We start from the raw sequence: 22,399 nt of genomic DNA, 5'->3' as shown, positions 1-22,399 counted from the left end.
GTGTCGAAGGTTGGGTTGTTAGAGATGACGTCTAAGGAACCAGCTCCTCGATAAAATCTTTTTCGCCATTGACCATTTCAACAAGGATGGTCTCACCAGAATTATCAGCAAAAATGAAGTGAGCAAGGAAACGGTCTACAGCTGCATTCGCATCATACAGTCCAGGTACACCACCAAGTTTTTGGTCGCGTATATTGGTGTTTTTGATAATAGACTGCACTTCATCAAGGTTTTTTGCATTCGCAACAACGTATTGAACAAATTGCTGACCATCGATGTTTGTATTGCCTTTTTCTAACGCTTTTTCTTCTTGCCAGTCGGTATTGAGATAATGAATCTGACCAAGCACACCATGCTCGTTGATGGCTTCGGTGACAAACTCTGCGTCGAAGCTTGCAATTTCAATCATGGCATATTTTGACTTGTAAGCTTGGTTGGCAACCCCTGATTTGTTGAGGTCAACCCCGTATACTTTTGGTGCGCGTGTATCAAGGACAGTCCCTCTTGGGATACCGCGAACAACAGCTTGATCGTATCCTTCCCAATCCATAGAGCGTGTGACCATTGTCGTATCTAACGCGTCTGAGTGGTATAAAGCTCGCGTACAAGCCTCTGCTGCGCTAGAAATGGTTCCCATTGTTGTTGCAGTTAAGGTGAGCGCTAATAATTGTTGATTCATAATCTAAATATTCCAAAAGAGAAGTTTTTATCTGTGAATTGCTAGAAGCCGCAAGTAAAAGACCAAGAATGTGCCAAAGGCAGATAGAGTGGTTTTGTGTCTGGCTATCTTCAGCTTTCCACTTTTTAGAAGACGTATAATGTTTGGTTATTGAATTTGTATCATTTACGCGCTGGAATTATGCATTAAGTTTTATATTCATTCAACGAGTAATCAACAGGTTAAGATGAAGATATGGACAGTAAGGGCAAAATTAGGGACACACACTATAAGTAGATTGCTGCTTATGGCTTCTTCGCTCGAAAGTGGCACTTCTGGGTAACTCATATCGTAAAGTGACCAGCGGCATCTAAATTAGATGCCGTGTCTACCAACCCAGCCAAGCTCCTGCTCTAGAGGCGTTTGTTCCTATTACCTTGTGCTCTTCCTTGCCGCCATCTGCAAATCACTGAACAGTCTATCTAGGCAGGATACGAGTCAATATTGAATCTGCATCAGTCAAATACCACACCGGATATAAAAAACCGCCAGACATAAGACTGGCGGCTTTACGCAGATTTTTGCTTATTGCTGTAACTTGGATTTTGCTTCTTCGACTTTGGAAAAGTCTAGGCCAAGCTCTTCAACGGCTTCTTTGATTAGCGCTGGGTTTTGCATTACTTGGCCCATAAGAAGTTGTAGCTTCTCTTGTGGTAGACCAAGTTGGCTGATGGTTGCCATGGCTGCTAGAGGATTCTGTGTCAACGTTTGAAACAGCTCGTTGATTTGCTCGTCGCTGATGTTGTTCTCTTTCAACGTCTCTAGAATGGGGTTCATCGAATTACCTTTTAACCACTAAATGAAATAGGTACCCAGTCTAACATTAAGCCAGCTAAGGTTGTACTAACGCTAGCCGACTTGAGTGAAGAATATTTCATTGAAATGAGGGTTTTCGACCAAAGCGGTCATGGATACCAAGCTTTCCGTTGGCACATGCACCTCGCCTGCTGAAGAATCGATGACAATCGATTCTCTGCGATGCTCATCGTAACGGGTGGTTTTGGCTTTTCCCTCTACGATTTGACCTGACTCTACAACCAGACGTACAGGGATATGGTAGAGGCAAGCTATCTCGATGTAATCGTATTGGTTACAAGATATCATACTCAGTCCTCGTAAAATATCGCTAGCCAGATGGTTTCTTCATCTGGCGTGGTGTAGCTGACTCTATGCTTAGTATGGGCCGGAATCTGGATATGGTCACCTGTTTTTAACTCGATTTCTTCGCCGGATTGGTACTGAAGGCGGGCGCCCCCCGCCAGCAACAAGACCCATTCATGTTCGTCCTGATCATACCAAAAATCAGGTTCTGAACATTGCCCCTTTGAGACGATACGCTCTAGACGAAAATGACGTCCAGAGAGTAAGTCTTCAAACACTTCCTGTGATAAATCTTCGGGAATGGATTGTAAAAGGTTCATCGCGTTATACCGTGTAATCAAACACTACAATGTCTTCGAGGATTGGTCTGAAGATCTCTTTTAAAGCATCATGTTCTGGGTGGGGGAGGTAACGGTCGCGACCTGCTTCATCAGCAAACGTCATCATTACACTATGGGTATAGTGCTTATTTTTCCCTTCTGGGCTGTCATTGAGGCCCCATTCTACGCTTTCGACCCCACCAACCTTGTCCGGCATAGATAAAAATGAAGCTTTTAGGGCGTCAATCTGCTGTGATGAAGCATTCGGTTTAAATTGAATAAGTAGAATATGTCTGATCATGATTGTTCCTGAATGAGTGTCGTCTGAACGTGTTGCCAGATGGTCATCATTTCTTCACCAAAAAGGTAAAACTGAATGTCCAGCTGAGCAAATTCGCTCTCTGTGCATACCGTTAACGCAATCTCTGCGGCTTCCTGTAATGGATAACCATAAACGCCGCAAGAAATTGCTGGTAAGGCAATGCTTAGGCACTGATGAGCGAGTGCTAGTTTGAGTGATTCCCGATAGGCAGATTGCAATATTTGCTCTGGATTAGCAACTTGATGATAAATAGGGCCGACAGCATGAATAACATGTTTTGCTCTTAGTTTACCTGCGGTGGTTATTCTTGCTTGGCCTGAAGGACAGCGCACACCATCAACGGCTTTTACTTGCTGACAGGCTTTCAGGAGATCTGAACCTGCCGCTCTATGGATTGCACCATCGACGCCTCCGCCACCCAGCATCTTCGGGTTAGCCGCATTGACGATAGCATCTACTTTAGCTTGTGTGATATCTCCGTTAATGAGCGTGATCATGACCATTACTCCAGAATATAGGCGTTAGCGATATTGCTATAGTCACCTTTCGCGAAGGAGAGGATGTTGTCAAAGGCGTGTTGAAAGTAGAGCTCATAACTGCCTTGCTCTACGTAGCCTAAATGTGGTGTTGCAACTACGTTGGGTAAACTCAGTAGAGGTTCGTTGTCTTTTGCGGCGGGCTCATAGTCAAAAACATCCACGGCGGCTTGTTTGGTTGGAGCCTTAGCCAGTGTTTGATAGAGCGCATCTGGCTCAATGAGCTCAGCCCGACTGATGTTAACCAGCAACGAATCCGGCTTCATTGCGTCTAGATCTTTCTGAGTGACAATGTGGCGTGTTGCATCGTTAAGTCTCAGGTGCAGTGAAATCACATCGCAATGTTCAAAAAACGTTTCTCGACTGCTTGCGGCTTGGTAACCCATCTCTAGAGCATTTTGTCTGGAGGATTCACTACCCCAGATTATCACCTGCATTCCGAACGCTTCAGCGTATTTAGCAATGCGTTGTCCGATTTTACCAAAACCCCAAATGCCTAGGGTTTGTCCATTGAGAGTTTTCCCCAATCTAGGTTGACCGGATTGCTGCCACTGTCCTTGTTTGAACCGTTCTAGGTATGCAGGAATATGGCGGCTGGCTGCCATAATTAATGCCCAACACAACTCAGACGGAGCAATAGGGGAACCAATGCCTTCGGCAACGGCCACCTGATGTTGATCGCAATCCGTTAGATTAAGGTGATTGCTGATTTTTCCTGTCTGGCTGATGAGTTTTAGGTTTGGTAGGTTTTTAAGTAGATTGGGTGTGATGATGGTGCGTTCTCGAATCAGCACCAATATCTCAAACGGTTGTAGCTGTTCGATCAATTGATTCTCGTTTGAAGGGATGCCAGAAAAAACAGTGACCTCATGGCCATTCAGTTTTTTATAACAGTCTAAGTGACGAACTTGATCTTGATAGTCATCCAATATTGCAATACGCACAGTACAGTCCTTTTAACCAATGAGATGCATACATTAAAAGAGATGATCGAAGAAATGTAGCGATAGTGTTAGGTCAATGTTTGCGCTTTGAGCTCGACCACATTTCCTTCTGGATCATGAATATATATTGAGCGACCAAAGCCTTGAGCACCGTAGCGTTCTGCAAAGGGTTCATAGATGAGGCCGGATTGATCGAGATAGTTGAGCAGAGCGTTTTCTTCTAACGGAACGATTTGAAGACAGAAGTGATCGACATTGCGGCCATTCTGACTGGGCGCTTTGCCTCCTAATTTGCCTAGCTCACTGTCGACGACAACCAAGTCTATAAGGGCGTCGCCTGCGCGAAGCTGTGTCAAGCCCAGCTCTGGAAGCTCCCGTTCGATAGGGCAGTGTAGTATGTCTCGATAGAAGTGGAGCATAGCTTGGATGTTGCCTGTTCGCAGAACGATATGATCAAGTCCTTTTACTTCAATCATAATGATAACTCCCTTAAGTCAGAAAACTAAGTTATACGCTAACACAAGCATGATGATTCCGATGATTGCTTCGAGTATTTTCCATGAGCGAGCATGGCGGAAAGCTGGAATCAGGCGCTTAGCCCCATATCCAAGGCTGAAAAAGAATACAAATGAGGCACTGACAGCGCCAAGAGCAAACTGCAATTTATTCGGTTCGTATTGGGTAGAGATGGAGCCAAGCAATACGACGGTATCCAGATAGACATGCATCCGCAGATAGCCCTCCTAACACGCCAGCTTGCATCGAGTCACCACTCCTCTTGTTGCGTAATATCGATGAAACGCTCCACTTAAATCTTCTATATGCTATTCACTCGGTGAGCCATTACAGCTTGCTTGCACAATAGAACCATCAACTGCAAGCTCTATCACTACGCGATTTTCATTCAGTTCTTTCATTTCAACACTACTGCCATGGGAAGAAATAGATAGCATTTCACCTTCATAGTTGTGCCTTACTAAATAAAATATAGTAATTTCTGAAAACTTATCTAAACCTGTAAGCCTCTGGTAATGAAACGATGAGTTCACAAGCTCCTCGACAATTTCGGCGTTATCATAGTTACTTTCTAACTTTGAATCAGTCATATTTTCAAATTCGATAAGTATATTGTGAGTAAGTGAAGAATAAATATTTCTATCTAACTTCTCGATATCATCAGGGATATTCCATCTACACCCCATCGAATCATAGTTTTGTGCGCTAACCCAAAAAGAAATAAAAAACAGCGATAAAATGTGAATCTGTTTTAATAGTAAAAACCTTTTCATTACTCATATCCCATAACTTCACAAGTAATACCTTGGCAGTCGTAGTCAAATGTTAATGTTGGCTCATATATCATCGGTTCAGCCCAATCTCGAATACCAATGAAACTCAAAAAGGTAGAGAAGATACCTACACGGCCGCTAATTGCTCCCCAAGCACCTACAGCCCCTTCTAGACCATATTGTGTCGGATCTGTTTGTGAAATCTTGTTCACCAGCCCTTCTATAGCAAGCCCTTCTAGTTTTTTGTCTAAATCCAACTGGCTCAAGTTCGCCTCAGTTCTACTCTCCCCATCGTACCCAAACATTTTCATTTCATTTGAATACCCTTTCCACCCCAAAGATCTCAATCTCTTCCTCTCTTTATTCACTGCCCATGTAAAGTTATGATCTCCCTGAGTTTTACCTAACTCATTAAACAAATAAACTGTAATCACACTAACAGCAGAACGCATCACTGCATCTCGGCTATTGGCACCACTGGCTGCTGCGGCAATCCCAGAGACAATCACCATACCTCCGGCTTGAAGTACCTGCGTTTGGACATTGGCATGAACAATGCCACCGCCAAGCTTGCCAATCACACCACTGATAAAGCCTTGCTTGAAGCTGCCACCTTGCAGTTCCACACCATGAGCGACGGGCAAAGCGGCACCAAACGGACTCGTTCCCCCCAGTCGCGCCATGCGCTTCCGTAAGTGATCCCCACAGAAGGACCTGATGCAGCATAATTACTGCTGTAACGAGTAACATTTGAGTCTGGGTTTGAGTTGGTAGAGCTGCTACTATCTCCGCCGCCACAGTCTATATCTGCCAATGGTAACAATGATATTGAGTACAATTTCATTCTATTTTAATTAATGTTTTTTTCACTTGAGATAATACTCTTTGTTGCCACATTCAATGGTCTTTACTGTTTGATATTCATTAAAAACCAAACTTTCGTTGCGAAAATAAATTACATCACACCTAACATCACTTATATACTTTAAACTCTCTAGCCGTTCGTAATTACCTCTAATAGTCCTAGCCTCTAACTTTACTCCACCTTCGGTCACATAATAATAATAGGTTCCCGATGAGCGCATACTCTTCTCGCCTATAAATTCCAGTGTTGTATTAACCTTTACTAGCTCCCCTTCTGTTCCAGATATAGTAAAAAAATACCATACCAACGCTACCATAAGAGTCGTAGCTAAACCTCTAATGCTTATGACTTTGCTCATATGTAAAGACCCCAACACCTATAGCATCTGCAGTATCATCAATAGATCTAGAACCTTGTATAAAGTTGCCTGTACCTTTAACTGATAACAAAACGCCAATTCCATCTGAAACCATATCAGCTCTTGGTACATTCAACTGTGTAAGACCTTGTTCAACAATATGCGGTTGCTGATTGAACCTAGCATCAATATTTGCCGCAGCCCATAACGCAGGCCCACACCCCACTTTGGAACCTGCTACACAGTCAATACCACCAGCAACGACTGTCGCGGCATCAATGCACAGTCCTATTCCTTCCTTTTTGAAAAATCTTACTGTCGCCTCATGTGCCCTAGAATTTATTTGATCCACCCTAGACTGAGCTTCGCTCATTTGAGCAACTCCATGCATTCCATTCCAGATATCATTGTATAAGTAAATCGTAATACTACTAACAGCAGAACGCATCACTGCATCTTGGCTGTTGGCACCACTGGCTGCTGCCGCAATACCGGACACAATCACCATACCTCCGGCTTGAAGTACCTGCGTTTGAACATTGGCATGAACAATGCCACCGCCAAGCTTGCCAATCACACCACTGATAAAGCCTTGCTTGAAGCTGCCACCTTGCAGTTCATGGAAGCCGCCTTGCACCACACCATGAGCGACGGGCAAAGCCGATCCTAACGGACTCGTTCCCCCCAGTCGCGCCATGCGCTTCCGTAAGTGATCCCCACAGAAGGACCTGATGCAGCATAATTACTGCTGTAACGAGTAACATTTGAGTCTGGGTTTGAGTTGGTAGAGCTGCTACTATCTCCGCCGCCACAGCCCGCAAGTGTGGCTAAAGCTGATGCAAAACATAGTTTAACAGAATAGTGTTTAACATTAGTCATTATACAAATACCTCTCGTCGTCACCACAACGAATAGAATTAGCAACATTGATGTCATTATTAATTAGGCTATCGTTTTCAAAATACACAACGTCACACTTAAAATCTTGGCGAAGATATTCCGTCAAAAAGAAGCTATTCTCTTTATTATTATCAGGAGCACGAATTTTAACTCCGTTATCTAACAAATAAAAATAGTTCCTTGTAGGATCTCGGCCGACGTAACCTATATCAATAAATTTCAAAGCTGTTGACTTCACCTCTACTTTTTCCCAATCTCATTAGCAATATCTGCCCATACTAGTGCACAAAATACAAATAATACAAACGTACCAACCTTAGTTCTCATTGTCATTTCTGTAATAACGCTCATAACTCCAGACTCCGATACCTATAATATCACCAACATTACTCTTCAAGGGTTCACCCATAATTCCCACTCGCACAGCGCCAGGGACAGATAAACCTAATCCAATAGTATTGTTAATTTTTCTAGCATGCCCCTCACTAAAACCAAGACCAATCATTCCATCAACAAGCAAATGGTTTTTATTCCCTAATCGACTATCAATGCTCGCGGCGGCCCAAGATGCGGAAGCCGAACATAGTACTCCAATACTTTGATAGCACGCATATGCTGCGGCCCCAACAGTTAATCCATCCGCCATCAAACCTGGACCTTCTTCTTTTACAAACTCTACTGTTTGCTCTGTCGCTACAGCGTCAGCGTCTTGCATTATGCTTTTAGCTTCGCTCATTTGAGCAACTCCATGCATTCCATTCCAGATATCATTGTAAAAGTAAATCGTAATACTACTAACAGCAGAACGCATCACTGCATCTCGGCTATTGGCACCACTGGCTGCCGCCGCAATACCGGACACAATCACCATACCTCCGGCTTGAAGTAGCTGCGTTTGAACATTGGCATGAACAATGCCACCGCCAAGCTTGCCAATCACACCACTGATAAAGCCTTGCTTGAAGCTGCCACCTTGCAGTTCATGGAAGCCGCCTTGCACCACACCATGAGCGACGGGCAAAGCGGCGCCAAACGGACTTGCGCCACCCGCAGCACCATGAGCTACCCCATAGGTGACACCCGCAGATAGCCCTCCTAACACGCCAGCTTGCATCGAGTCACCAAAGTCACCGGTCGTGATATAAGTCGTAGAAAATGACACGGTTGCTCCGCTCGCCGCCGCTTGCGCGGCGGGTTGTAATCCCGTATACAACCCGGAGGTGGCGTACCCCATTGCGATAGCGCCAACCACCATCCCTGCCATTTGTATCGCCGGGTTTTCAAAGGTTTGACTTGCCACAAAAAAGGCCATGGCCGCGGCCCACCACACCCAATGCCCCGTCGGATCTGTATATTTCAATGGGTTGTTATAAACGTATGCGTAGCGGTTGTAACTTTGGCTAAAGCTTGGTTCTGGTACAAACGTATCCGCACTGAGGAATCGACCAATGACTGGGTCGTAAAGTCGCGCGTTCATGTTGATAAGACCGCTGCTGTTACCGACATTTTCATGCCCAGTGAAGCCGCGCATTTCAGCGTTGGTAAACATCGGTGTGGCTTGTAACTCAGCAGAGGCCAGTAGCTCACCAAACGGCGTATAACCGCGCTCAATTTGCACTTGCCCATTCGGGTCGGTGATTAAATCTGCCGTCCCTAACGCATCTCGATGGAAATAGGCGGTTCGGTCAATTTGCTTTTCACTGCCGATTAACGTTTTGACATGCTCAGCGACGGCTTGGTTATCCGCAAGGAAGCGGTGACGCATGGTTGTCACGGTCTTACCGCTGTTATCCATTGATAATTCAAGCTGATATTCAGGACTAATGTAGTATGTCGTCACACCATCAGAGGTTTGTTTCACACGTTCACGCTCACTACCATACTCATATTGCACGATGTTGCCATTGTCGTTGATATGTCTAGCTTTGTTAAACGAGTTCCACGCAAGCGTACGGCCACGACCTGTCAGCATGTTGCCGTTGGCATCATACGTGTAATCACCAACCAGTTGCCCGTTGGCATTAACATTAAACTGGCCCTGTCCGGTTTTATACGTCAAGTTACCATACACATCATAACGGTAATCGCGCTCGACCTGAGCAACGCTACGGTTATCGCTGTAGTGCCATTGTGTTAAGCGGTCAAAGTCATCATACTGGTAGTACTCTTGTTGATTTCGGACCGCGCTGATTTTGCTCAGAACATTGCCACGCTCATCGTAAGTATAATGAATGTCTCGAAGGTAGTTATCTCCCATCCCTGTCGTAATGCGTTGAACCGTACCGCGAGAGCGGTCAATATCACGCCTTGTCAGCATCCCATTACCAAAGAGCTCACCACCAATTCGTCCAAAGTTATCACGACTGGTCGCTACCCAGACAATTTCCGCCGTATCATCGTCTAGACGCTGGTCCATTATCTCTTGAAGCTCAGCCTCCGCGACCACCAAATCATCAAGTTCATCGGTTAAGTTAGACAGTAAGTCAGTTTCTTGTCTGGCTAACGCGGCATTTTGTTGCGCTTGAGCAATCAATTCATTTGCGCGACGCTCTGCATTATCAGAGGCCGCTTGATAGTGGTTCGCCTGATTCCGCTTTTGGTAGGCCTGAGCACGTTGACGATTCGCAATGGCTTGATAGTGGTTTGCCCATTGCTTATAAACTTGCGTTAAGTTAATACTGGCCCTTGCGCCATTGTAGCAACCAAGCGATGCGAACTTTCCTGTAAAACAGCGACGCGTCTGAACCATCCATAGTGGTACTTTAGCGGTAAAATATTCTTTCTTTTTACAATTTCCTTTCCAATCTTTCTTGGTACATCGGTCATATTTGTAATACGCGTATCCATTTTGTGTTTTGTAGTTACTGAACACTCGATTACCAAAAGCGCGCCAGTAATATTGTGCGCTACGACGATAACTCGCGGCGCGGTTAGCATTAATATTGGCACTTCGAAATAACGAACTCGCGCTGGCGCTGAGTGTGTTAGCGGTATGTTGGTAACTATTACTTTTGGCAAACAACTGCGCTGCCGCTTGACGCAAACGCTCAGACTCCTCGATATAAAATTGCGCACTTTTCTCAAGTTCATAAGCCTGCATCTCGAGTTCAACAATGCGCTCTGAGGTGGCTTTTAACGCTTCCTCAATTTGCAGGTATTGGCTATCCCAAATATCAGGATAAGGGATACTCATTCGCTTAATCAGACCATTCACATCGTAATCTTTATCTAAGTTCATCCCCGACGGGAAGGTAACCCGGCTGAGACGACCTTCTTCATTATACTCGTAGTAGGTCGTGTACTCTGAGCCATCAATGGATAGGGTCATCGATTGAGTGCGCCCCAACGCATCGTACGTATAACGACGTTGGCTACTGTCACTGCTGGAGGCATCCAGTCTGCCTTTCAACGATTGGTCATATTGCCATTGATTGATTTCATCTGGGCGAATTTCATTGACTTTACGACCGAGTGCATCATAAGTGAACGTGGTGCGCTGTCCTTTCGCATCCTGTTGCCAAACCAGCTCTCCCCACGCGTTGTGACCATACGTCCAAGTACCCATCGCAGGGTCAATCATCTTGGTTTTATAACCACGTTGGTCATAACTCAGTTCCGTTACCAGTCCATTGGTATCGGTTTGGGTGAGATTACCGAATGCATCATAGGTATAGCGTAGGGTTGACTGACCATTTTCTACGATTTGGACCGTTTGCCCCAAACCATTAGTCTGCTCAATCTTCTCAAATGTACCGGGGCCCGTTATTGTTGCGGTTAGTCCCTGATAATACGTTGTGGATACTAAGTCCCCAACATCTTCTGTTGGTTGAGTTTGAGTTGTAGGTCGACCTAACCCGTCATAAGTGGTTTGTAACCAGTACGTCGCATCGCCAGCGAAGTACCCCTCAAAATAAGGCACGGTTTCCCCAACGAGCTGGCCTATTGCATTGTAAACCTTATCAACCATCACGGTTTTACCATCACCGTTCAATTGCTTGGTGCGCACTTCACGTCCCAACTTGTCAAAATACGTAGTCGATAAACCGCCCTGAGAGGTTTGCGTGGTCACCATGAAGACGCTGCGGTCACCCAGCGTCAATCCGTGTTGGTCTAAGCCAGCATCCGCGCCATCACTCCATTCATAGATTTGTTCAACCCAGTTACCATCCGGCAAGGTTTTCTTAATTTCTCGACAATAATCGTCATAAGCAAACCGGGTCGTCAACCCATTAGCATCGGTGACGGTATCGGGTGAACCACAGGAGTTGTTATAAGTGGTCGTGACAAAGTGACCAAGGGCGTTAGTATGCTTCGTCACTCGACCTAAAGCATCGTACAGGGTTGTCGATTGACGCGTTTCACCACTGCCAGTCGTACGCTCTAAGGTGCGAAATCCGCTGGCATTGTAGTCAAATTGCGTCGTTAACGAGAGTGCATGTCCAGGCTCGACGGTTTGCTTAACCAAAGCCCCGGTATTCGCATCATAAGAGAAGGTCGTGTTTCTCGTTTGAGAGTCATGACCATTGGATTTGGTCACAGACACATCAAGAGGTTTGCCGATTAACCAACGCTGCGTATCATGCTGATAACGCGTGCTCGTTTTTTCAACAAATCGTTCACCATTACCATCCTCGACCGTTCGAGTGATGGTATCGGGGAAATTAAGCGCGTCGTAACCTTGATATTGCGTAACCGTATGGGTCAAAAGGTTTCCTGATGTATCCCACGCCGATTGACGGCTTTCAATCATTTGTGGCCAAGACTGCCCAGCGATAGGAGACGTCACCTCTCTATAATCAAATTCGCTTTGAGCAATCTTTTGGTTATTGATTCGCGTTTGCGTACGCTCAACATAAGGTGTCCAATCACTGCGATAGCCGGTTACGGTGGAGGTGAGGGTATGACTCGCTAAATCTTTGGTTTGTATTTCCCCAAATCCGAGCAGGCCCTTATCAGGGTGAGCGTGATACCCTTTATAAAAGTACTCAGTACGGTTCATACCTCCTATGCCATTACTGCGCTTAAGTGCCTTGACCACTTTAAAATTTGGCTCAAGCGCAATGAGTCCTGAAGGCGCAAGCGCCCCTTGAAACACAGAGGCATTTCCTGTTAATCCATACTCAAACTCACTTTTCACCCCTAACCCTGACGTCACCGATTTGAGTAAAGCCAGCGGCTCGAACTCATAAGAGAGGCAGGTTAACCCATCGATAGAGCGATAACAGTCGCCGATTAAGCCGTCGCCATTGGCGTCGACGCCTTTTTTGAACGGCCCGTAAACGTTATTCACAGCCATAGAGTAAATCGTGGTTTTAATACCAAAGAATTTTTGAATCTTATTCCCAGATAACGACATTTTGTCTTTAAGCAAATCAAGGTCGGCATTTAACGTGGCTAACACGGTCGGCGAATTAAAATGCTTACCGTCGCCATAAGCACAATAAACGCGCTCTCCAGCGATATAGCACAAGTCGGACAACCCATCATTGTTTCGGTCAGACAGCATGATGGATGCTTCAACCTGTGACACGTTATTTTCATTGCCAGTGTCGATTCTAAAATGGTCTTGTCCAAGCGGTAACCATGTTTTCGCGGCATCAAAACCTTGCCCTGTATTTTGATGGCAAACAAAATCGTTCCCTTGTCGGTAACATAGCTCGGCCAATCCGTCACCGGTAACATCGACAAGGTTCATGGTACGTTGCAATTGCTCAACTACCTTGATGTCTTGCTCATGGGTATCATGATTCGGTGATTGTGAAACGGTGTTTTTTAACCCAATGGGCAATTGACTTGCCCAGCGTTGAGGCAATTGAAAAGAAAGCGTACGGCTGCTGGATTTTCGACCCAAAGAGCAATAAAAATGACCATCAAGCTTCACGCCACATAAATCAGCAAAGCCATCTTGGTTAATATCAATAAATTGGCTTTGTGGCAGATTCACGGGGTCGAAATCAACACTTCCAACACCAAAGGAGATTGACTGATACGTTTTCTCTAACGGGTAACCTTGGTCCATTAAGACATAATCGGCGCTAAGTCCTCGCCCTGTATTGTTGGCGCAAACCACTCGGTTGGAGTCAACTCGGCAAACATCCGCCAAACCATCGTTGTTTGCATCCAACAGTCTTACTGCATCATCAATGGTGTAATTTCGACTCCAGTAACGCCCCGAATTAAACGAACGTCCTTGATTATTCAACGCGCAGAAAAAACCGGTTTCATTGAATGCACACAGGTCTTGAAAGCTGTCTTCATTAATATCAATTAAGCTCAACGACGCGTAGTTTTGAGCGTCCTCCCATGCACTGCCTTGAAAGTCGTGACTCCACTTTGTCGCTGAGGCGTAGTTCCCTTGCCCCTGGTTAATTCCGCAATAAAGCCCATCGTCAAGGTAGCACATGTCACTGAGACCATCTCGGTTGATATCACCCGCAACAAACCCTTTCAATTCATCGAGAGAGTACAATGTTTTTTGCTCAGGCTCTCCCTCTGCGTATGGGTTACTTTCCCATTCAAAAGTATGCGCAGGCATGCAATTGCTACCAGAGCCGCACACTCGCAGACTCTCCATTCGACTGAATTCAATGCCTTGAGAATTGACTTTACCGTATGCAAATTCAATGCGACGAAGCCCATGACCACCGCGATTAATTTGGATATGGTCGAGCCTTTGTCCCAGTGTCTGCTTGTGACCAAAACGATAGGCAGTAAGCACGTCAGGGCGGTTCGTATAGTTAAAAGCCAGGTTCACGTCGGCATATTGAATATTATCGAGGTAGCGCTGACCTTGATGAGTGCGATAGCGAAAGTCGATACCATTTTCAAATCGGTCGGATTGTCTCGAGATGAACCACTCAAGGCCATGACCATCAATGGTTAATTGAGCATCCTCTCTTGAGCCATAACGCGTCACGTAACCATCAGACGAATAAATCGTCCAGCTTTCTGGTCCAGAAGATAATTGACCGTTTGCGACAATCTTGGTCTGCCATCCCCCTTTCGTTCGATATTCGCTCCCCCTTGGCCTTCGCTACCAGACACTAAAAAGAGACGTTGACCGTCTAAGCAATACACATCGGTCTCATCAAATCGTATCCCACTATTGAAGCCATCGTCTTGTTTGTTACGACTACAGCGAGTAATACTCGACAGGCCATTCAAGGTCATTCCAAGCCCTAACGGACCATTGGCAGAGCCTTGCTGATATTGAACTGATAACGCGGGAACTAAGTCGTTGACGCCACTAGGCAGTTGCAAATCAACCTGATACCCAGATTTGCCTTGAGAAACCAAAGCGCGTCCACTGAGCTCGCCAACCGAAGCGGCAACCGTCGGCAATGAGACGCTAACTAACATAAGTAATGCAGCGCTCACTTTCATGACACTCATCGTTTTCATCATAACGACTCCTTATTATTGCCGAGGTTATTGAATCTTTTTTCAATATCAATCAGGTCAGTTTCTACGTCGACCACTTGCTGTTCAATGGCTTGTATCGTGGGTGAAACGGCGTCTGGCGTTAAAAGTGTAGGGTCATAATTCAACACAATGCCTTCACTCTCTAACTCAGACAAAATGACACTGGCCCTTGCCAAAACCAATTCCGGAGACTCCTCCATTGATTGCGCTTCGACCGTGTCTTGGTCTAACCTGACTTTTTCATCGGCAATGTCTTGATTAAGCGTCTCCAGCTCTGACAACATCTGAGCTTCAATGCGTTCACTTTGAGATTCAAATGGCTGTTGTGATGCTACCTGTTGGTTTTCAAACCCAGTGGACAGGTGATTATCAGAGCTAGAGCTCCGCCCCAAGTCTACTGGGGGCGCTGAATGACCGATGCGTTGAGTTTGAATTGAATTTTCGTAATTGAGAGCAATAACGCCTACTCCGAGCGTCAGGGTGATAAGTACCCCAATCGTTAGCCAACGATATACCATGACGTATCCTTGTATTATTGCGCTCTAAATAGGCGCTTTTGATTAAGAGAGTATGTGTTAATGGGGTGCATACGGTTAGCAAGGTGAATAAGTAGAAGTACGCCACCAGAAAGCCACAATAGCCACTGATGTCCATACTGCGTGTAAAGCGTTTGGCGCGTATTCAAAGGCACCAAGACATCCATCACCTGCGTTGCTTGGTTTTCCACTTGACGAAGAACCGCCCCATCAGGGCCAATTAAGCTGGTTTTTCCTTGATTGGTGGCATAGACGACAGACTTGCCCACTTCAGCCGCCCTAACACGACTAAGCTTCAATAAGAATTGTTTCACCCAAGGGGTATCAGTCCACTCAACATCACTTAATAAAAAGGCGACGTTGCCAGCGTGCAATTTAGAGGTGAAAACATCGGAATAGAGCGCTTCATAACACACAGCGAGCACCGCTCGAAGAGAGCCAAACTCATGCTGGTCAATCGAATTAGAAGCGACCTGAATATCGCCGCCTCGAGAAAGTGTCACTTGCTCAACCCAATCGATGAACCAAGCGGGGCGATATTCACCGAAAGGAACTAATCGTTGTTTAAAGTAAATCGGTGAGGGTTGATCACTTCGGTAAATCACATTCTGTAAATGTTGACCGTTTCTAGCTTGTCCGCCCCATACCACCACAACACTCTTTTGTTTCAGCTTGTCTAAACTGTCCTTCACGAATGGCTGTATCTCTTCATAAGGTAAGGACATAGAGGATTCTGGCCACACAACGATATCGGCCTTAGGGGCTTGTAGAGATAGGGAGACGTAACGTTGCATGCGCTCAATAACATCGTTCTTAGAAAGCTTATGCGGCCCCGTGAAGTTACTATGTAAAATACGAACAGAAGTGTTCGATTGACTTTGCTCAGAGAGCTGGGGCAATAAGAGCGCCTGATTACCCACCCATAAACTCACTAATATCGTTGAGAACAACGCAAAAGACTTAAGACGACTTGATTTGTTAGATATCAGCCAAGCACATGAGCTGGCCAGTAGATAAACAAGAAAGCTCCCACCCAATGCGCCAATAACACTTAGCCAACCGGAAAACCCAACATCTAGCAACAAGAGCCCTGGGTGTAACCAAGCAAAAAGAAAAGACAGTGTGCTCTCTTAATATATCCAGAGACACCAAAACAAAAGGAAGCGCTACGAGCGTGCGAGAATCAGTCAGAGTGGCTAAAAGACAAGGAATAATGAGAAAACTGGATGATAGAATAATGACTAAAAGAGGCCAAAGCCCCCACCGAATCCAGCTTGCATCCCCATACTCTTGAGCCAAATAACCATTTACCCAAAATAAGCTGGTCGTGTAATAAGCAAGGCCAAATAGGAACCAAAGTGCGCTTTTAGAACGAACGGTTTTTAAGTTAACATAAACGACAAAGGCCAACGCCAAAGCCGCCACCGAGACACCAACTCCGAAAGAATCGACTCGATAAGACATTGCACTTAAAGCACCAGCAATCCCCCAAAAAGGCTACCACGCAATATAGAATTCAACACTAATAACCTTATAATAAAAGCCATAATGTCAAAAACTTCTAACATAAAAATAAACCTCCCATTATTAAATAATGTTAAATAAGTTTTACGTTTGACTACTTTTGAGTGATAAAATAGGGAGTGGTAGGGAGGTTTATCGAAAGTATTTATTAGAAAGCGTCATAGGGAATAACCCACGTCTCCTTACTAGTAATTAAGGTTAGGCAGCAGATTACTGGTTCTGTTTAAGAGCGCATGAAACGACCTTCTGAAGGTGCCCCAAAAACTCCAGCGCTATAAAATACATTTATCTTTAAATAACGAAGAATAAGTGTGATTTTATTTTTACTCTCAGCATTGATTAATATCTACGCTTTAATTTTGAATATTTTACTCACTACGATTAAAAGTAGAGAGCCTTTCCAACCTTGTCTTTCCAGAACTTATATCGGTACTTCCTTTCGAACAAGGGATTCCACTTCCCTATCTGCAAGATAAGGCACGATCTGAAGACGAAAGGCACTTTCGTTCTTTTTCACAGTGTCAGGTTTCCAATGAGGAGGATACCGCTTGAAAAACTTTTGGCCGAAAGCCTGTAGCGTTATGGAGGGCAAGGTTTCCATTTTTGGGCTGCGCAGACCGTACCAGAGCAAAAATAGGCCACCGCCATAACGAGCGACGAGTTCAATCAAAGGAAATTTCGCTACGATTAAACCAAACCCTGCAACACCAGCAGAAATCAGGATGGCGTCTGAAAGTGAGCAAATCAAACAGACCAACAACACGTGGTGCTGTTTGATTCCTTGCTTAAGGACAAACGCATTCTGAGCGCCGATGGCCAAGATTAATGAAAGACCGAGTGTAAAACCGGCGAAAAACGTACTCATTATCGAAGTTAGAAGCTAGAGTCTGGCTGAGTTAGAAATTCAACTTCTTCGGCAGTACTTTCTCTTGCTAGTATTTCGTTTCGGTGCGGATAGCGACCGAATCGCTCAATGATAACCTTATGTTTGATCTCGAATTCGTAGTTATTTTCCATGCCTGGAGCTTTGAACAATTCAACGGCACGCTCATGAATCAGCAGAGACTCACTGTGCATAAACGGCATATAAAGGAAAGACCGCTGCGTTGGTGAAAGCTCGGCATCTTTACTTAAAGCGATGGCCTCTTGTGCCAGCGCCAGTGCCAATGGGTCCTGTGCGAACGCTTTGGGCGTATTACGATACACATTACGTGAAAACTGGTCGAGTACAATGACTTCCGCCAGTCGACCGAGAGCGTTGGTACGCCAGCTGTAAAGCTCAGATTGCGCCGCACGTTGTAATAGGTCACCGAAACGTTGCGTGATCGTATTATCTAGCTGTTCGCTACTTACAAACCAGTCTTTAGGTTCTAACTCTTCAAACCAAAAGGACAGGACTTCTTGCGCAGTGATGGCAGTCATGGTGATATCATCCTTGTATGTAATGGGTTTTCCGTCGAATCTAATATACGAGAGTGACGGAGAAATTTAAATGTTTAATCAGAGAGTTATATCAGGGTCTGTGTAGATTCGATAACTTGTTGGTGAATCAGTTTAGCCAATAGTTCGATGCCTTGATGCCACTCCGAAGTATCTTCAAAGTTAGCGGTACTCAGACGGATACAGTGGCGAAATTGATCCGCGGTTGCAAATACAGTTCCCGGTAGGATGCTGATCTTATGCCTATTGCATTCTTTATAGAGAGTGAAGCTGTCAACCGACTCGGGCAAGGTAAGCCAAACTAAAAAAAGAACCTTGTGGTTGAGATAGGTGGTAACTATTACAGAGCTCTGTATAGCGGTTTAACGCTGTTGTAAGCAGTAGGCTGAAACGACGGTTGTTTTGTTGATAGGTACGCTGCATCTTATTGATATGCTGTCGATATTTTCCTGTCGATAGAAATTCGCCTACAGCGGATTGCATCAGGTTCAAGCTGCCCATATTGTCACAAATCAGATATTTCTCGATCTCTGAACGATATTTTCCAGAAAGAATCCAACCGATTCGTAATCTGGAATCGAGCATCTTTGATAGTGAATTTACGTAGATCACCCGATCTTGGCTATCGAGTGTTTTCAGTGGTAATACGCCACGATCAAATGCCAGTGCGCCAAAAACGTCGTCTTCGATAATTGGGATATCTTTAGACACGTTGAGTAGTTCAATTCGCCTTTCTTCCGGCATCCGTGACCCTGTTGGATTAGTGAAGTTTGGCGTTATCAGGATCACAGCGATGGGCCATTCCTTAATCGCATTTTCGAGCGCTTTAGGGTCGATACCATTGCGGATGCAACTCGGGATCTCGACCACTTTTAGCCCAAGCGACTCCATCAAAAGCAGATTGCCAAAGTAACAGGGCGACTCCACGGCGACGATGTCTCCGGGTGTGGTTAGAGCGCGAAGTGCAAGACTGATCCCCTGTTGAGCTCCGTGAGTGATAGCTAAATCATTCGGATTGGCTTTGACACCAAGGTCACGGCTGATTTTTGCCAACTGCTTAATGAGTCTATCATTGCCTGGAGGCAGTTGATAATGACTCGGCATGTGGCTTTGCATTCTGCTGTGACGGCCTATTTCCGCATACAGCGATTTGATGGCTGGAGTCTGAATGTTTGGATGGGCAGAGCCAGTTGGTAACAACTCTTTCTCCTCTGGATAGCTGAGGATTTCTTTCGAAACAGATAGCAAATCAATCGACTGAGGTGGTTGCTGCTGCAACTCCCTTGGCTGTGTCGCTTTAACGCGATAACCTGATTTGGGTACAGCATAAATGAGCTCTTCGGCTTCCATCTCCTGATAGGCTCGAATGACGGTATTTTTGCTGACCTTCAAGTCGATAACCAGTTGGCGGATCGATGGCAGTTTGTCTTCAGGTTGATAAATACCATTGTTAATCGCCTGACGAATGTAGTGCTCTACTTGAACAAACTTGTTGTCGGCTAATGAATCTGTACCCATTAAAATAACTCTATCTGTGTCTTTTTGATTTATCTGTCCCTTATTAAAGTAGCGCCAATTAGAGAGAAAAAGCCAGAGGAAATGACATGTTGGTGAGGTTAATCCCGTTTGTATTTGTGGTGCTTTGGGCATCGGGCTTTGTAGGAGCTAGGTTTGGTCTACAGTATACGGAGCCCGTGACATTGCTCACTATTCGCATGCTGGCCAATGTAGGGTTGTTTTTATTGCTGATCGCTTTACTGCGTCGCTCGATACCCCAAGGCAAGCTGTTTTGGCATAGCTGCGTGGTCGGGGTTTTGATTCATGGCTTCTACCTAGGTGGTACCTATATTGCGATTGATTTAGGAATGCCAGCTGGGTTGAGCTCGCTTCTGGTCGGCATTCAGCCGATATTAACCGCCATCTTATTGGTGGTGTTCAGTCGTGAACAATTCAAAGTGTCGCAGTGGGTAGGCTTAGCTTTGGGGTTTGTCGGTATTGGTTTAGTCTTGATTGGCAAAACTCAATGGCAAGAGGAAGCGCATAAGTTTGCCGCCATCGCTCTGTGTGTGCTGTCGCTGATCGGGATCACTCTCGGCACTTTATATCAAAAACGTTTTTGCCAAGGTGCGGATATGGTCGGCAGTGCGATGGTTCAGTATTTGGCTGCAGCTTGCTTATTCTTGCCTTATGCGATGCATTTTGAGTCAATGGAAGTTGATTGGACCGTCGAGTTTGTACTTACTCTTATCTGGCTGGTTGTTGTGCTGTCCTGCGTCGCGATTCTTTTATTGCTTTATATGGTGGAACATGGCGCATCGTCGAAAGTGGCTTCGGTTTTTTATCTTGTGCCTCCGACCACTGCAATCCAAGCGTGGCTTGTTTTTGGTGAGTCTTTTGATGGTCTTGGTATGCTGGGGTTTGGTTTCGCTGCGACCGCTGTCTACTTGGTGGTTAAGGCACCAAGTGGTCCCTCAACGAGAATACGACGCTCCAAGCCAATGATCAGTCGCTCTTAATAGCGCGGTACTCAGGTTCTCGGGGGAATACAGTTTGTCGGAGTGGCATTACAAGCGCTTGGTTTTAATCCGCTATTTTTTCTTTAGAACTCCCGTTGTGTGGACTAAGTTTATAGAGAACTCACTAACTGGTAATTTGTCATGAAGCGAACACCTGCTCTTCTGTCACCATTGATTGGATTGGTGCTCTCTTTTTTATCGGTGTCTGCGGCGGGAAACTCTGACGACCTGCGTCAACTGTCGTTCTTTACGGAGTCATATCCCCCTGCTAATTACATGAAAGACGATAAAATCTCGGGCTATGCGGTGGAAATTCTCGTTGCTGCAAGCAAGTTGGTTGGAGAAGAGATTGATATTTCTCAGGTGACATTACAACCTTGGGCACGTTCATATCGAACTGTCTTAACGCAAGATAGCTCAGTGCTCTTTTCTACCACACGCTCAGAGCACAGAGAAACTCTGTTTAACTGGGTTGGCCCTATTGCTGATATAAAAATCGTTGTCATGGCACGAAAAGATGCAGGCATTACGATTGAGAAACCGATGGATATGGCCAAATACCGGATCGGGGTGATTAGAGATGATATCGGTGAGCAAACCCTGTTGGCGATGGGCTTGCCAAGAGACTCAATGCAAGAAGCCAATTATGTAACGACACTTGCAGAACAGCTTATGAAAAAACGTATCGATCTTTTGGTTTATGCTCACCGTGCTGCGATATGGTGGTCAAAGCAAGCTGAACTGGATACGGATTTGTTTGAAGCGGTTTATGTGGTGAGGGAAGGTTTTGTCTATTATGCCTTTAACGTGGACGTTAAACCGGAAGTGACCGCTAAACTTCAAAAGGGTATTGACTTGCTGAAGAGTACTCAAGGTCAGTCGGGTAAGTCCTTGTATCAGGAAATTATGGATAAATACGAACGATAAATAAGCAGCTCTCTAGCTACTTATTTAGGCGTCTAAACTTTGGCTTTTTTAACAAAGTATGGGTTATCAAACTTTTTCTCTGGGCCAAGTTCTGATTTGACCAGTCGGTTCCAAAGTGCTCTATCGAACTCACCTTTTGGAATCGAAGGGTATAGGGTCTCTTCCTCTTCACGGGCGTAACGGAGAAACTCTTTTTTCTTTATCTGGTTATATTTACGCGCGATATGATTATGCTTTGAGATCCATTCCTGCTTGAATTTTTCTAGCGCAGGCTCAGCTTGTTCAATCGGCAGACGTGTAAGATAGATACGTTTGTAAGAGACTTTACGATCTACCATCGTTCTCATCGCGGTTTGGATGTATTTACCGTGATTGGTGATTGAAATATCTTCTTTGTCGAACAGATTCACGCTCCAACCTGTTGGAAAGAAATTTGGTTTACGATATTGCTTATTCCGCACTTCTATCGCCTGGTGGATCACCAAGTCCGACGTACCGTTGAATGTCTGTTGCCATTTGGCTATGCGAATTTGAGTCGCAGTGGGCAAACGATAGATATGAGTAAACTTATCTTGGTCCATAAATGAATACACAAATTGCTTTTAGTTACGAGAAAGCCTATTTCAAAGGTAAGTGCTCAATAATAGGAACTTCGAAATAGGAATAGTGGGATAGGGATAG

General features: G+C 45.1%; 21 protein-coding genes and 3 pseudogenes. 2 read left to right on the top strand and 22 right to left on the bottom strand.

The genetic code is table 11. The features are described 5' to 3' along the window. Window positions 1-31: 31 nt before the first annotated feature. The 21 genes and pseudogenes from KW548_18255 to KW548_18155 all read right to left on the bottom strand — a co-directional run bounded on the left by KW548_18255 (window position 32) and on the right by KW548_18155 (window position 19,793). The gene (locus KW548_18255; protein QXX09039.1) at window positions 32-679 is read right to left on the bottom strand and encodes a linear amide C-N hydrolase; all 648 of its coding nucleotides are present in this window, start codon (window positions 677-679) and stop codon (window positions 32-34) included. Window positions 680-1,243: 564 nt separating this feature from the next. Continuing rightward, window positions 1,244-1,495: a DUF2999 domain-containing protein gene (locus KW548_18250; protein QXX09038.1), complete on the bottom strand. Its 252-nt coding sequence runs from the start codon at window positions 1,493-1,495 to the stop codon at window positions 1,244-1,246. Between the two features lie 72 nt (window positions 1,496-1,567). Then, the gene (locus KW548_18245; protein ID QXX09037.1) at window positions 1,568-1,822 is read right to left on the bottom strand and encodes a Rho-binding antiterminator; all 255 of its coding nucleotides are present in this window, start codon (window positions 1,820-1,822) and stop codon (window positions 1,568-1,570) included. A gap of 2 nt (window positions 1,823-1,824) precedes the next feature. Then, window positions 1,825-2,139, bottom strand: a complete 315-nt coding sequence (locus KW548_18240) for a cupin domain-containing protein (GenBank protein QXX09036.1) — start codon at window positions 2,137-2,139, stop codon at window positions 1,825-1,827. Between the two features lie 4 nt (window positions 2,140-2,143). Next, window positions 2,144-2,440, bottom strand: a complete 297-nt coding sequence (locus KW548_18235; protein QXX09035.1) for a Dabb family protein — start codon at window positions 2,438-2,440, stop codon at window positions 2,144-2,146. Continuing rightward, a complete protein-coding gene (locus KW548_18230) occupies window positions 2,437-2,964 on the bottom strand; it encodes an O-acetyl-ADP-ribose deacetylase (GenBank protein QXX09034.1) in 528 nt (175 codons plus the stop codon). The genes KW548_18235 and KW548_18230 overlap by 4 nt, the downstream gene beginning before the upstream one ends. Then, on the bottom strand, window positions 2,964-3,941 hold the full coding sequence (locus KW548_18225; protein QXX09033.1) for a D-2-hydroxyacid dehydrogenase family protein: 978 nt from the start codon (window positions 3,939-3,941) through the stop codon (window positions 2,964-2,966). Before KW548_18225 ends, KW548_18230 begins: the two co-directional genes overlap by 1 nt. Window positions 3,942-4,009: 68 nt before the next feature. Continuing rightward, window positions 4,010-4,417 (bottom strand): VOC family protein, encoded by a 408-nt coding sequence (locus KW548_18220; GenBank protein QXX09032.1) that lies wholly within the window; start codon window positions 4,415-4,417, stop codon window positions 4,010-4,012. An 18-nt stretch (window positions 4,418-4,435) separates the two neighbouring features. Continuing rightward, window positions 4,436-4,666, bottom strand: a pseudogene (locus KW548_18215) (LysE family transporter). A gap of 99 nt (window positions 4,667-4,765) precedes the next feature. Continuing rightward, window positions 4,766-5,230, bottom strand: a complete 465-nt coding sequence (locus KW548_18210; protein QXX09031.1) for a hypothetical protein — start codon at window positions 5,228-5,230, stop codon at window positions 4,766-4,768. Beyond that, the gene (locus KW548_18205; GenBank protein ID QXX09030.1) at window positions 5,230-5,913 is read right to left on the bottom strand and encodes a hypothetical protein; all 684 of its coding nucleotides are present in this window, start codon (window positions 5,911-5,913) and stop codon (window positions 5,230-5,232) included. Before KW548_18205 ends, KW548_18210 begins: the two co-directional genes overlap by 1 nt. 517 nt (window positions 5,914-6,430) lie before the next feature. Beyond that, on the bottom strand, window positions 6,431-7,150 hold the full coding sequence (locus KW548_18200) for a hypothetical protein (GenBank protein ID QXX09029.1): 720 nt from the start codon (window positions 7,148-7,150) through the stop codon (window positions 6,431-6,433). Then, window positions 7,120-7,332 (bottom strand): hypothetical protein, encoded by a 213-nt coding sequence (locus tag KW548_18195; GenBank protein ID QXX09028.1) that lies wholly within the window; start codon window positions 7,330-7,332, stop codon window positions 7,120-7,122. Before KW548_18195 ends, KW548_18200 begins: the two co-directional genes overlap by 31 nt. Before the next feature lie 337 nt (window positions 7,333-7,669). Then, window positions 7,670-14,269: a type IV secretion protein Rhs gene (locus tag KW548_18190; GenBank protein QXX09027.1), complete on the bottom strand. Its 6,600-nt coding sequence runs from the start codon at window positions 14,267-14,269 to the stop codon at window positions 7,670-7,672. Next, window positions 14,266-14,757 carry a hypothetical protein gene (locus KW548_18185; GenBank protein QXX09026.1) on the bottom strand — a complete coding sequence of 164 codons (492 nt, stop codon included), beginning with the start codon at window positions 14,755-14,757 and terminating at the stop codon, window positions 14,266-14,268. Before KW548_18185 ends, KW548_18190 begins: the two co-directional genes overlap by 4 nt. Next, window positions 14,754-15,293 carry a hypothetical protein gene (locus tag KW548_18180; GenBank protein ID QXX09025.1) on the bottom strand — a complete coding sequence of 180 codons (540 nt, stop codon included), beginning with the start codon at window positions 15,291-15,293 and terminating at the stop codon, window positions 14,754-14,756. The genes KW548_18185 and KW548_18180 overlap by 4 nt, the downstream gene beginning before the upstream one ends. A gap of 14 nt (window positions 15,294-15,307) precedes the next feature. After that, window positions 15,308-16,393 (bottom strand): hypothetical protein, encoded by a 1,086-nt coding sequence (locus tag KW548_18175; protein ID QXX09024.1) that lies wholly within the window; start codon window positions 16,391-16,393, stop codon window positions 15,308-15,310. Between the two features lie 863 nt (window positions 16,394-17,256). Next, window positions 17,257-17,436 (bottom strand): hypothetical protein, encoded by a 180-nt coding sequence (locus KW548_18170; GenBank protein QXX09455.1) that lies wholly within the window; start codon window positions 17,434-17,436, stop codon window positions 17,257-17,259. Between the two features lie 6 nt (window positions 17,437-17,442). Next, window positions 17,443-17,700 (bottom strand): annotated as a pseudogene (locus tag KW548_18165) (LysE family transporter). 8 nt (window positions 17,701-17,708) lie between these two features. Next, window positions 17,709-18,257, bottom strand: a complete 549-nt coding sequence (locus tag KW548_18160; protein ID QXX09023.1) for a DUF924 domain-containing protein — start codon at window positions 18,255-18,257, stop codon at window positions 17,709-17,711. Between the two features lie 86 nt (window positions 18,258-18,343). Beyond that, a pseudogene (locus tag KW548_18155) lies at window positions 18,344-19,793 on the bottom strand (PLP-dependent aminotransferase family protein). Window positions 19,794-19,879: 86 nt separating this feature from the next. Between KW548_18155 and KW548_18150 the strand changes: the two are divergent. Together KW548_18150 and KW548_18145 are read left to right on the top strand one after the other, a co-directional pair. Continuing rightward, the gene (locus tag KW548_18150) at window positions 19,880-20,791 is read left to right on the top strand and encodes a DMT family transporter (protein ID QXX09022.1); all 912 of its coding nucleotides are present in this window, start codon (window positions 19,880-19,882) and stop codon (window positions 20,789-20,791) included. A 141-nt stretch (window positions 20,792-20,932) separates the two neighbouring features. Continuing rightward, a complete protein-coding gene (locus KW548_18145; GenBank protein ID QXX09021.1) occupies window positions 20,933-21,718 on the top strand; it encodes a transporter substrate-binding domain-containing protein in 786 nt (261 codons plus the stop codon). A 32-nt stretch (window positions 21,719-21,750) separates the two neighbouring features. Here the strand turns inward: KW548_18145 and KW548_18140 are convergent, their stop codons facing one another. After that, window positions 21,751-22,299 (bottom strand): hypothetical protein, encoded by a 549-nt coding sequence (locus KW548_18140; GenBank protein QXX09020.1) that lies wholly within the window; start codon window positions 22,297-22,299, stop codon window positions 21,751-21,753. Window positions 22,300-22,399 lie beyond the last annotated feature (100 nt).

Source organism: Vibrio neptunius (assembly GCA_019339365.1).
In the GTDB taxonomy this organism is placed as follows: domain Bacteria; phylum Pseudomonadota; class Gammaproteobacteria; order Enterobacterales; family Vibrionaceae; genus Vibrio; species Vibrio neptunius.
The sequence above is the reverse complement of the archived record's forward strand: the minus strand, read 5'-3'. Positions and strand labels throughout refer to the sequence as shown.